Raw genomic sequence first — 12,308 nt, 5'->3', positions numbered from 1 at the left:
TATTAAAAATGCAAAATTATAAAATATGTTTTATAATTTTAATAAAAATTGCAAATTATAAAATATGTTTTTAAAAAAGGAGCAGTTATGATAATTCAAAGACCAAGATACATGGAATTTTTAGAGAAGTTCAAAAACAATGAACAAATAAAAATAATTACAGGAATTCGTCGGTCAGGTAAGACCTACATCATGAAAATGTTTATTGATAAATTAAAGAAAGATGATGGAGTTGATTCGTCAAACATTATTCAAATGAATTTTGAATCATTTGCTTTCCGCAAAATTAAAGATGCAGATTCTCTCTATCAATATGTTATGGATCATAAAGGAAGTGGCAAGCAATATTTGTTCTTTGATGAAATTCAGCATGTCAACGCTTGGCAAGAAGCTATAAATGCTTTTAGAGTTGATTTAGATTGTGATATTTATGTGACTGGATCAAATAGTTCACTTCTTTCGGGTGATTTGGCTACACTTTTAGCGGGTCGATATGTAGAAATGCATGTTTTTCCGTTATCATTTTCTGAATATTATAATTATCATCAAGGAAAATCTGATACAGCTTACCAGCTATTTTTAAATTATGTTCAAGATGGTGGTTTTCCATTAGTTTCAATTGCAACCGATGCTGAAGTTAAAGCTTCTATTAAAGAAGGGATTATCGATTCAGTAATTTTAAATGATGTTTTGTTGAGATCGAGATTGCGTGATGAAACAGCACTTCTTAGATTAGTAGGCTATTTGATGGGTGAAGTTGGTAACAGTATTTCTGTGTCAAAAATAGTTTCTACATTAAAATCTAATCAAATAAATGTTTCTAATCCAACAATTAATACCTATTTGGATCTTCTTAAGAGAGCGTTTGTTTTTTATTCAGCAAAGAATTATGACTTACGTGGAAGAAAATATTTGAGTGCAAACGAAAAATACTATGTAGTAGATACTGGATTACGTAATACCTTCATTAATAAAAGTGGACGTGATAGTTTAGGACATCAATTAGAAGATATTGTTTACATAGAGCTTCTTAGACGTGGTTATCAGGTTGATGTCGGTAAATATGGTAGTAAAGAAATTGATTTTGTTGCAAGAAAAGGAGATGAAACTGTTTATTATCAGGTTACTCAACAATTACCAGAAAATAGTAAACGTGAAACCGATAATTTACGCTATATACCTGATGGTTATAAAAAGAAGGTTCTAACTTTAAATTTGTTAGATCAAGGAACAGTGGATGGAATTGAAGTTGAATATGTAATAGATTGGTTATTAAAAAATTAAATATACTTGACGACGTTTGGCCTAGTGTCAAGCGTTTTTTTGTGAAATAACTTAGCTATTTGTTTCTTATTTGGAAAATATAGCTTTCATCTATAAAATCTATCCTTTGTTATTTATCAATATGTAAAGCCTTAATATAAACATATTCTTTTGTGTAAACGGTTGCACAAACTTCTTATTTAATTATTTACTAAAAATGAAATATATTTCACAAGTTGAAATATTACATGAAAAAGTAGAAACAATCTTTCATCATTTCTGAAAGCGGATACATTTAATTGAAATAATGATATAAATATAACTGTAAGAACTAAAGAAAATCTTGATTGAGGAGGAAGAAACAATGACAGATAATCGTAAGTTTTCAGTTGTAATTGCTGGTGGTGGAAGTACATTTACACCGGGATTTGTACTTGACCTTATTAAAAGTCAGGATATGTTCCCATTAAGACAGCTCAAGTTTTATGACAATGATGCAGAGCGTCAAAAGAAAATTGCAGACGCTGTAAAAATTATTATTAAAGAAAGAGCTCCACAGATTAAATTTGAAGCAACAACAGATCCAAAAGAAGCCTTTAGTGATGTTGACTTTGTAATGGGATCAATTCGTGTTGGTAAGTACCACATGAGAAGCCTTGATGAAAAAATTCCATTAAAATATGGTGTCAATGGTCAAGAAACAACAGGCCCCGGCGGAATGGCATATGGTCTTCGTTCAATTCCTGCAATTTTGCAAATTATTGATTGGATGGAAAAGTATTCTCCAAATGCTTGGATGATTAACTATTCAAACACAATTGCAATTGTCGCTGAAGCTTGTCGTAGACTTCGTCCACACGCAAAAGTTATTAATATTTGTGATATGCCAATTGATATTATGAACAGAATGGCAAAAATTTGTGGTCTTGATAGTTTCCATGACTTAGATTTCACTTATTATGGTCTGAACCACTTTGGTTGGTGGAAGTCAGTTACTAACAAGAAGACTGGTGAAAACTTAATGCCAAAACTTAAAGGTTATGTAAATGAAAACGGCTACTGGGTTGGTGGCGACTATGATAAAGACACTGAGCCAAGCTGGGAAGCAACTTTCAAAAAAGCTGCAGATTGCTACAAACTTGAACCAGAAACATTGCCAAATACTTATATGCAATATTACTACTATCCAAAATATGAAGTAGAAAATGCCGATCCAAAGCATACTCGTACTGATGAAATTTTAGAACATCGACAAAAGATTGTCTTTGGTGAATGTAAACGTATTGTAGAAGCTGGAACCGCTAAGGATAATATTTGGGATATTTCAGGTCTTCACTCAGAATATATCGTTGATATTTGTCACGCTATTGCTTATAACACTCATGAAAAGTTTTTAGCAAATTGTCCAAATAATGGTGCCATTTCTAATATGGATCCAGATTCAATTGTAGAAGTGCCTTGCCTTTACGGAGCAGATGGAATTCAGCCAATGGCTACAGGAAGGGCTGGAAGATTCCAAAGAGGATTGATGATGGAACAACAAACTTGTGAAAAGCTCGTCGTAGATGCCTTTGTAGAACATTCATATAATAAGATGTGGCAAGCATTTGCACTTAATAAGACTGTTCCTGATGCATTAGTTGCTAAGCAAATCTTAGATGACATGATGGTTGTTAATAAGCCTTACTGGCCAGATTTAAAGTAACGATCAATTAGTTAGAAGGTGTATTATCATGATGCAAAAACTTCAGCGTTTTGGAGCAGCGATGTTTGTTCCGGTTATGCTGTTCTCATTTGCAGGTATCGTGGTAGCTCTTGGGAGTTTATTTAATAATCCAACTATTTTTGGGTCACTTGCTAATCCAGGGACTACTTGGAATTCTGTTTGGGATGTTATTTCAGCTGGGGGCTGGACTGTTTTTAATCAAGAAGGAATATTGTTTGCGGTAGGTTTACCAATTGGACTTGCAAATAAGTCTCGTGGTAGGGCAGCTATGGAAGCTGTTATTACCTATTTGACTTTCAACTACTTTGTTGGAGCAATCCTTGCCCACTGGGGAGCAAATTTTGGTGTTCCGGACTTTAATAAGATTCAAATTACAGCCAATTCAACTAATGGCGGTTTAACTATGATTGCAGGTATTAAAACTCTTGATACTTCAATTATTGGTTCATTGATTATTGCTGGGATTGTAATTTGGCTTCATAATCGTTATTTTGATAAAAAATTACCAGATTGGCTTGGAACTTTCCAAGGATCAACTTATGTATATTTCCTAAGTTTCTTTGCTATGATTCCTTTAGCAATTATCACTTGTTGGGGCTGGCCTAAATTACAATTAGGTATTACTGGTATGCAACACTTTATTGTTAACAGTGGTTTAGTTGGTATTTGGATTTATACATTCTTAAATCGTGTACTTATTCCAACTGGACTCCACCACTTAGTATATATTCCATTCCAGTTTGGTCCTGCTGTTGTAGCTGGCGGACTTCAACCATATTGGTTAAAGCACTTATCAGAATATGCGGCTTCAACTCGCCCATTAAGTCAATTGGCTCCATTTGAAGGTTTTCAGATTTATGGTAATGAAAAGATTTTCTTAGTACCAGCTATCTGTTTTGCCTTTTATGCAACTGCAAAAGTCAATAAAAAGAAGCAAACTTCAGCACTCCTTATTCCAGCTGGTCTTACATCATTTTTAGCTGGGATTACTGAACCTGTTGACTTTACTTATTTGTTTGCGGCACCCGTACTTTGGATTATATATTCGATTTTAGCAGCTACTATGAATACTATTATGTGGTGCTTTGGCCTTCGTGGCAATATTACTGACGGTGCGATTGGGATTGCTGCTCAAAACTGGATTCCTTTATGGCAAAACCACTGGCATGTATATTTAATGGAATTTATTGTTGGTCTTATCTTTGCAGTAATTACATTCTTTATTTTCAAAATCATGATTGAAAAGTTCAATTATGTCACCCCTGGTCGTGAAGCAGATGACCAAGATGTTCATCTTTTGAATAAGAAAGAATATAAAGAAAAGAAAGCTGCAGAAAAAGCTGGCGAAAGTGATCCATATACAGCTCGTGCAAAAGCCTATCTTGAACTTTTAGGTGGTCCTAACAATATTGAAGAACTAAGTTCATGTGCTACTCGTCTTCGTGTAACGGTAAAAGATCCAAGTAAGATGGGATCCGATGCAGAATTTAAAGCTAATAAAGCAGTTAATGTTGTTCACCATGGAAAAGCTATCCAAGTTATTGTAGGACTTGATGTGCCACAAGTTTTGGAACATATGCAAACTTTGATGGAGCAAGCAGGTAATAGCAATGTAAAAACTGAACAAGATAATCCATATGTTGAACGTGCAACGGGTTATATTGATCTTTTAGGTGGAAGTTCTAATATTGAAAAAGTAATTAGTTGTTCTACAAGAATTCGTGCTACTGTAGTTGATCCTAAGAAAGTAGCTCCAGATAATGAATTTAAGAAGTTTGATGCAAAAGAAGTTCAAAGAAAAGGAAACGAAGTTAATATTGTTGTAGGACTGGACGCAGATCAAGTTCTTGATGAAATGAAATCGCTTTTATAGAAAGAGAAAATTGTGTTAATATTAAAGTATAAATATTTTAATAAAGGACACAATTATGGCAAATTTGAAGACGATGGTTTATAAAAATGGAAATAAATTGAATGATTCTGAAAAGCAAATCGTTCAATTTGTCCTGAATAATCCTAAACTGTGTAGCAGTTTGAGTTTGTCCAAGCTTTCTAAGAAGTTATATGTTTCGGAATCCGCAATTTTTCGCCTATGTAAGAAATTAGGCTTGAGTGGCTATAGCGAGTTGAAATTTAATTTAGAAGAATTAGCTCGCCAAGAAGAACGAAATATCACAGCTAAAAATAATTTTCCTGAGGAATTAGCTTCAGGAATCAACGAAGTACAAAAATATTTTAAAAGTCTTGATTTGAATAAGTTGTTCCAAGATATTTCTAAAGCAAATAATATTTATATCTATTCAACTGGCTGGCAACAAGAACTTATTGCTCAGTATTTGTCTCACGAATTATTCATGATAGGACAACATACAACGGTTTTACCATCGGCAATTGATGAGTTGCGAACTATTAGCAGATATGCCAAAAATGGAGATTTACTCTTTATCATTTCTTATAGCGGTGATAACGCATTAATCAATAATGAATTAGTTAAACTTGAGTTGACAAACGATAAATTTAAATATGTTTCATTTACTAACTTAAAACAAAATAAATTAGCACTGCTAGCAGAATATAATTTTTATTATCCGACAATTGTTTTTAGCAAGGATTCCGAGTATACAGATGGTAAAGTAGCCTTTACTCCAGCGTATTACTTAATTGATTTATTTATTAGTGAGTATTTCACTTGGAAGAAAAATTACGAAGAAGGTGAATAAATATGTGGAGCGTTAGTAAAGTTAGATTGACAAATTTAATAAATAGCTTTTTAAAAAATGCCAATCTCACTGCAACAAGAATATTACATCTGTATACGTATATTCTGTTCTTTATTCCGCTTGCATTTGCAGCCTTGATTGAATTGCAAAGCTTATTAACTAAGGTTAGTTTTGCAGATCTGCTTAAATCACCTTTTGTAAGCATTTCAGTAATTGTTGCTTTTTGTGATTTTCTACTTGGATACTATCTGTGGATTAATAAAGATAAAGTTCTATTAAGAAAAACTCTCTATAAAAACTTTATGATTATTCAGGCAATTAGTCAGATGTTGGTTGGAAATTTTGTTTGTGGGGTTTTAGCTATTGCTGGAATTTATCAAGCAAAAGAAATAAATGGTCAAGAAATAACAAAAACTGATAAAATTATCAAAATTTCATCTATTGTAATGCTAGTAATTTTTGTAATGTGTTTTGTAATGTTATTGATGGCTAGTTTAAGAAAATAAGGTAAAGAAGGCAAAATATGTTTAACTTTTTCAAGAAAAAGAATAAAGGTGTTGAAATAGCAGCAGCTGTTAATGGAAATTCGATGCCTATAACAGATGTAAAAGATGATGTTTTTTCTACTAAAATGCTTGGAGATGGCTATGCAATCAAACCTAGTGATGGTGAAATTGTTGCTCCGATTGATGGTGAAATAACTACACTTTTTCCTACAAAACATGCCATTGGAATTACAACTGATAAAGGATTAGAAATTTTAATTCATTTGGGCCTTGATACTGTTGAACTGAAGGGTGAACCTTTCAAAGTAAAAGTCCAAAAGGGAGATAAGGTCAAAAAAGGCGACTCTCTTGCCCAAATGGATTTAGCTTCAATTACAGATAAAGGCTATGATAATACTGTAATTGTTGTTTATACAAATATGGATATCTTAAGTTCAGTTTCTACAATTGAACCAAAAACCGTAACTCGCGGTGAAGATATTCAAGTTATCGAGTATAAATAAGAATCTCCCCCTCTTTTTAGAAGTCTGATGTTAAATCAGGCTTCTTTTTTTATTGAAAACATTTACATTGAATTTTTTTAAAAAAATGCTTGCGTTTTTTAAAACATCCGGTATACTAATAAATGTGCTTGAGATATGAAGCATAAATCGAATATGACCCGTTGGTCAAGTGGTTAAGACACGGCCCTTTCACGGCCGTAACATGGGTTCAAATCCCGTACGGGTCACTAATGGAGGATTAGCTCAGCTGGGAGAGCATCTGCCTTACAAGCAGGAGGTCACAGGTTCGAGCCCTGTATCCTCCATATTTTTTTACCATCGACTAAGGTCGATGTTTTTTTCTTTTTAAATAATAGTTGAATTGGTAATTTTGCACTATAATTAAAGTAAACGCTTTAAGAAGTAGGTGTAAAAATGAAAAAATATCGTCCAAATACAACGGCTGTAGTTGTAGGAATTGTCTTGATGGTAATTGGTCTTATTATGTGGCTTATAAGAGCAGCTTTTAATCAAAACTCACTTAATTGGTTAATTATCTGGGGGTTACTATGTGTTTGCTGCGGAGGGTTAGAATTAACAATTGTAGCCTTTATTGCTTTAAGGAAAAATGACCTTGAAATTCAAAAGCAAGTTCGAGCAAAAGAAGCTCAAGAAAAGAAAGATAAACAAAAATAACCGTCTTAATTAGGACGGTTATTTTTGTTGCAGTTTTTTCTGTAATAACATTTGCTTTTTAAGCAGAGCTTGTTTCTTAGCCATTTCTTTTTGTAAGTTTTTAGCTTGTTTTACTGAGAGCACATGCCAAGAATTAGGCACTTTAAAAGTATATTGGCGACTTTTAAGCTCATTATTATGTTTAAAAATTCCAAACATTAAGCTGCTAAAGGTATTTTTATAAACATAAGTAGTTGTTTTGATAGTCATTGTAGGTTTTTTAGACTTAATTACGTTAGCAGACATTTTTTCAGTTGAAATTGCTTTAGGCTTCTTCTCGCCATCATAATTTTTATAAAGGTATACTTTTTCGGTGCCATTTCCAAGTGGTTGGTAAAGCAAGATTGGTAATTGTTTGTTAACACTAGAAGCTAAAGGCTTAGTAACAGTTACTGTTTTTTCTTTCATACCATAATGATTATAGTCATGTGCAACAATTCCCACAATTGAAAGAGTTGTTATTATTAAAGATATCCAAGCAAGTGGAGTGTGGAATTTGCCAGGAATCACATTAAAGTAAATAAAACTAATCGCGGCAATAATTAAAATTAAGATTATCATTACTTTTTAGCCTCCTCTGTGCTAATTCTTGCACGATTTCCTTTTTTTAAGAAGAAGGATAACACAAGTGCAATCAATGCGAATCCAATACTAATCGCAAATGAAGCATGGAAACCATCAAGAGTAGCATTAATCACGGAATTTTTATATTCAAGAGGAAGTGTATGGAGCAAAGTTTTGCCGGGCATATTGTCTTTAGTCGTTGTAGTTAATACTGAAACTAAAATTGCAGTACCAATTGATGATAAAACTTGTCTAAAAGTATTGTTAACAGCAGTACCATGAGAGATTTTATTTAAAGGCAGAGAGTTCATCCCACTAGTTGTAACGTTCATCATGACCATGGCAACACCCACCATTCTCACAGCATAGAGGATAGTAATCATTGTGAAAGAACTTTGTTCAGTTAAAAATATAAATGGAACTGTTCCAAGAGTAAGCAACGTCATTCCAGTAATTGCCATTTTACGAGCACCATAACGATCAAAAATTCGACCAGTAATTGGCGACATAATCCCAATCATTAAAGCCCCCGGCAAGAGCATAAGTCCAGAATGAAAAGCACTTTCTCCACGTAAGTTTTGAATATAAAGAGGGAGGACCATTTCAATTCCAACCATTGCTAAATTGGTAATCCCACTTAAAATTGCAGCAAGTGAAAATTCAAAATGTTTAAAAACAGTAATATCAAGAAATGGATCGGCCATTTTAATTTGACGAATTCCAAATAATACTACAAAAATTATCCCTATAAAGATAAATGCTAAAATTTCTGGATTAGTCCATCCTTTATTACCTGCTTCTGAAAAGCCATAAAGAAGAGAACCAAAACCAATTGTAGAAGTAGCAACTGAAAAGACATCAATTTTTTCTTCTTTAGTTGGAAGTACATCCTTAATTAAGAAAAATGCTAAAGCTACAACTACAAAGGAAATCGGCGCAATCAAAATGAATAAGTATCTCCAAGAAAGGTTATCAACTATCCATCCAGAAAGAGTAGGACCGATTGCAGGAGCTAATCCAATAACGATTCCTACAGTTCCCATAGCTGCTCCACGTTTATCAGCTGGAAAAATCGTTAACATGATTGTTTGAAGAAGTGGCATTGTAACTCCAACTCCAAGGCCTTGAATAATTCGACCAGCTAAAAGAAAATTGAAGTTTGGTGCTATAGCAGCTACTGTAGTCCCAATAAAGAAAGTTGACATAGCTGTCAAATACATCTTTCTTGAGCCGAAATGATTAATCAGCCAAGCTGAAATAGGAATCATTACCCCATTTACTAACAAAAATGCAGTTGAAAGCCATTCTGCAGTTGCAGTACTAATTTTAAAATCACGCATTATTGATGGAAGAGCTGTTGAAAGCAAAGTTCCATTTAGTACAGTACAAAATGATCCGATAATTAAAACTAAAACTAATAGATTACGATTATACTGCTTACCGTGAATATCGACAGGTTGTTTATCCATTTTATCCCTCTTTCTTTTTAATTTGCATTAAAAATATAGAATAAAAAAATATGTTTGTCAAATAATTTTACAAATTGGTTATATTTTTATACATATGTGTTAAAATTATTATATAAAAAAAGTTGAAAGAGAGACTAATTATGGCTGATACTCAACAAATAGCTAAACTGTTTAAAGAACTGAAAATTGGAATAGGTGAAGTTAGTAATATTTCTGGTGTTTCTCAGCGTCAATTACGTTATTGGGAACAAAAAGGCTATATAAAACCTATTGATAGTAGTAGCGGAGTGCGAGTTTATAATTTTGAGACAATATGCACCGTCTTTTTTATCAAAGGAAAGTTAGATGAGGGCTATACTTTAAGTGCAGCTTATGAAAAGTCAAAGTCAGCCTATACTAAAAGCAAAATCATTCGTAAATTCTTTCATAATTTAGTGAATGGGGTTGAAATAACTGATGAAAAAGCAGCTTATGGAAAAATATTATTAGGAGATAACTTGCATATTGATAATGAAGATTATCAGGTAGTGGGAATAGTTGATGATGATGGGAATCACTTTGAAATAAAAAAGAAAAAGTAGTATTAAATTGAAGTATCGTGGGGCTTTTTCTATTATAATAAGTAAGTATTAGTATGAAACGGTTGATTTTGAAGGGAGAAATTATGGATTTTAAAGAAGTATATAACAAGGAACGTGTAACCCGTAAGTTTACTAATCGTAAGGTTAATGAGAAATTATTAGAAAAAATAATTAAAGAAGCTCAATTATCACCGTCGCTTCTTAATTCTCAACCTTGGCGTGCATATGTAGTTACCGGGGATGCTTTAACAAAGTTAAGAGCAGAATCAAAGACTAAAATTGAAGCTGGAGACAAGCCGGATGAAGATTTTGCATCAATGCTTTCACTTGATTGGGATACTTTTCCAAGTCAAAATATGGCAACTATGGGGGCTTCTCAGGCTTACTTTTTCCGTAATAAATTGAATTTATTTGTCGATTCAAATAATGATATGTTTAATGCTCCAGCAATTATATTTTTGACTATTCCTATGAAGTCTCCAGCATGGTCAGTATTTGATTTAGGAATTTTTGCACAAAGTATTATGCTTTTAGCAATTAATAATGGATTGTCAATCATGCCAGCTCACTCATTAGTTTCTTTCCCGGATTTAGTAAGAAAACATGCTCAAATTCCTGAAACTGAAATGGTAGGTATGGCAATTGGAGTAGGATATCCAGATCGTGCTGCTGAAGTTAACGATCCTAAGTTTTTCCCAGATAGGGTTCCATTTGAAAAAATTTATAAGTTAATCAAATAATTATCTTGTATCAAAAGTCAGCTACTTAACAGCATAAATGGTAGAATAGTATTAGATAATATTTTAAATAAAAAGGTGAGAATACTTTGAGTGATGCTCAAATAATAACTAATATAGTTGCTACTTTGATTATCTTTGTTTTCGCTGCCTTCTTTGTTGCTGCCGAATTTGCATTAGTTCAAACGCGCTCTAGTCAACTAGAAGATATGCTGGCAAATGGTCAAGGTAATCAGAAAAAATTAAAACGTGCTTTACATATGGTGCACAATTTGAATGAATATCTATCCACTACTCAAGTTGGTACAACTTTAGTTGGGGTAGTTCTTGGTTGGTTTTCTGCGGATACTCTTTCGCAAATTTTTGAAAGATTATTTAATTTAACTTCTTTAAACCACTCCTTGGTTAAATCAATTAGTGCTATTTTAGGTGTGATTCTTTTAACTTACTTAGAAGTTGTAGTAACAGAAATCGTACCAAAGAATATTGCAATTGACATGCCAGTTAAGATGATGATGTGGGTAGTTACTCCTCTTCAAGGCTTTCATACCTTGGTTTATCCATTTGTATGGTTGCTTAATACAAGTTCAAACGGTTTATTAAAACTTTTAGGTTTTGAGCCGGCAGATGAAGAAAATGAAATCTACTCTCAATCAGAAATTATTAAATTGTCGCGAAATGCCGTTCATGGTGGTTCTCTTGATAAGTATGACTTAACTTATATGGAACGAGCTTTTGAATTAAACGATAAAGTTGCTAAAGATATCATGACTGATAGAACAAGACTTTGCGTTTTAAATTCAACTGATACGATCGAACATGCTTTGGATATGTATCTAAAAGAAGGCTATAGTCGTTTTCCTGTTGTGCGCGATAATGATAAAGATGATGTTGTAGGTTATGTTTATGCATATGACATTGTTCAACAAGCACAAATTGATAAAACAGTTCCTGTAACTAGAATTATTCGTACAATTATCACAGTACCTGAATCAATGCCAATTCAAGATATTTTGCATTTGATGATTAAAAAACACACCCCAATTGTATTGGTGGTTGATGAATATGGTGGTACAAGTGGTATTGTAACTGATAAAGATATTTATGAAGAGCTGTTTGGAACTGTTAAGGATGAAATTGATGATGTTTCGGATGATTACATTATCAAAGATAAGGATGGACAGATTCGCGTTTCCGGTAAAACAACCCTGTATGATTTTGAACGCTACTTCCATACTGACCTTAAGAGTTTTCAAGATAGTGATATTATCACTATTGGTGGATATATGATGGAACATTATCCTAACCTAAAAAAGGATGAAACGGTTGATTTAGAAGGTTATATCTTTAAGTTAGAGAACATTGAACAAGGTTTCATGCGTTGGTTTATTGTTACTCCACCTAAAAAAGAAGAAAAAACCGATTCAGAAAAATGAAATTATTAGCAAGAAAGCGTGATTTAATGCGCTTTTTTTGTTTGATGTGTTATAATTTTTCTATTAAGAGTTTTTGTAATAATTGAATG

At 32.9% G+C, this 12,308-nt stretch carries 12 protein-coding genes and 2 tRNA genes; 12 read left to right on the top strand and 2 right to left on the bottom strand.

What is annotated here, in order from left to right:
* Positions 1 to 87: 87 nt before the first annotated feature.
* From FOD82_RS06290 to FOD82_RS06250, 9 genes are all read left to right on the top strand, one after another.
* The gene (locus FOD82_RS06290) at positions 88 to 1,284 is read left to right on the top strand and encodes an ATP-binding protein (protein ID WP_144355625.1); all 1,197 of its coding nucleotides are present in this window, start codon (positions 88 to 90) and stop codon (positions 1,282 to 1,284) included.
* A gap of 343 nt (positions 1,285 to 1,627) precedes the next feature.
* Positions 1,628 to 2,968 carry a 6-phospho-alpha-glucosidase gene (locus FOD82_RS06285; RefSeq protein WP_144355624.1) on the top strand — a complete coding sequence of 447 codons (1,341 nt, stop codon included), beginning with the start codon at positions 1,628 to 1,630 and terminating at the stop codon, positions 2,966 to 2,968.
* Between the two features lie 28 nt (positions 2,969 to 2,996).
* Positions 2,997 to 4,862, top strand: coding sequence for an alpha-glucoside-specific PTS transporter subunit IIBC (locus tag FOD82_RS06280; RefSeq protein ID WP_144355623.1), 1,866 nt, complete (start codon positions 2,997 to 2,999; stop codon positions 4,860 to 4,862).
* Between the two features lie 55 nt (positions 4,863 to 4,917).
* A complete protein-coding gene (locus FOD82_RS06275) occupies positions 4,918 to 5,709 on the top strand; it encodes a MurR/RpiR family transcriptional regulator (protein WP_144355622.1) in 792 nt (263 codons plus the stop codon).
* Positions 5,710 to 5,711: 2 nt separating this feature from the next.
* On the top strand, positions 5,712 to 6,215 hold the full coding sequence (locus FOD82_RS06270) for a hypothetical protein (RefSeq protein WP_144355621.1): 504 nt from the start codon (positions 5,712 to 5,714) through the stop codon (positions 6,213 to 6,215).
* A gap of 17 nt (positions 6,216 to 6,232) precedes the next feature.
* Positions 6,233 to 6,718: a PTS glucose transporter subunit IIA gene (locus FOD82_RS06265; RefSeq protein WP_144355620.1), complete on the top strand. Its 486-nt coding sequence runs from the start codon at positions 6,233 to 6,235 to the stop codon at positions 6,716 to 6,718.
* Positions 6,719 to 6,873: 155 nt separating this feature from the next.
* Positions 6,874 to 6,945 (top strand) — tRNA-Glu (locus FOD82_RS06260).
* A 5-nt stretch (positions 6,946 to 6,950) separates the two neighbouring features.
* Positions 6,951 to 7,023 (top strand) — tRNA-Val (locus tag FOD82_RS06255).
* Positions 7,024 to 7,132: 109 nt separating this feature from the next.
* Positions 7,133 to 7,393 carry a hypothetical protein gene (locus tag FOD82_RS06250; protein ID WP_144355619.1) on the top strand — a complete coding sequence of 87 codons (261 nt, stop codon included), beginning with the start codon at positions 7,133 to 7,135 and terminating at the stop codon, positions 7,391 to 7,393.
* A gap of 18 nt (positions 7,394 to 7,411) precedes the next feature.
* Here the strand turns inward: FOD82_RS06250 and FOD82_RS06245 are convergent, their stop codons facing one another.
* Both FOD82_RS06245 and FOD82_RS06240 read right to left on the bottom strand, forming a co-directional pair.
* Positions 7,412 to 7,993: a DUF4811 domain-containing protein gene (locus FOD82_RS06245; protein ID WP_144355618.1), complete on the bottom strand. Its 582-nt coding sequence runs from the start codon at positions 7,991 to 7,993 to the stop codon at positions 7,412 to 7,414.
* Entirely contained in the window at positions 7,993 to 9,465 is a 1,473-nt protein-coding gene (locus FOD82_RS06240; RefSeq protein WP_144355617.1) for an MDR family MFS transporter, read from the bottom strand. Before FOD82_RS06240 ends, FOD82_RS06245 begins: the two co-directional genes overlap by 1 nt.
* 140 nt (positions 9,466 to 9,605) lie before the next feature.
* Between FOD82_RS06240 and FOD82_RS06235 the strand changes: the two genes are divergently transcribed.
* From FOD82_RS06235 to FOD82_RS06225, 3 genes are all read left to right on the top strand, one after another.
* A complete protein-coding gene (locus tag FOD82_RS06235; protein ID WP_144355616.1) occupies positions 9,606 to 10,046 on the top strand; it encodes a MerR family transcriptional regulator in 441 nt (146 codons plus the stop codon).
* A gap of 83 nt (positions 10,047 to 10,129) precedes the next feature.
* On the top strand, positions 10,130 to 10,786 hold the full coding sequence (locus FOD82_RS06230; protein WP_144355615.1) for a nitroreductase: 657 nt from the start codon (positions 10,130 to 10,132) through the stop codon (positions 10,784 to 10,786).
* An 86-nt stretch (positions 10,787 to 10,872) separates the two neighbouring features.
* Positions 10,873 to 12,219: a hemolysin family protein gene (locus FOD82_RS06225; RefSeq protein WP_144355614.1), complete on the top strand. Its 1,347-nt coding sequence runs from the start codon at positions 10,873 to 10,875 to the stop codon at positions 12,217 to 12,219.
* Positions 12,220 to 12,308: the final 89 nt, after the last annotated feature.

Origin of the sequence: Lactobacillus sp. LL6, assembly GCF_007570935.1 — a bacterium.
Taxonomy (GTDB): domain Bacteria; phylum Bacillota; class Bacilli; order Lactobacillales; family Lactobacillaceae; genus Lactobacillus.
This window is presented reverse-complemented; position numbering and strand designations above follow the sequence as displayed.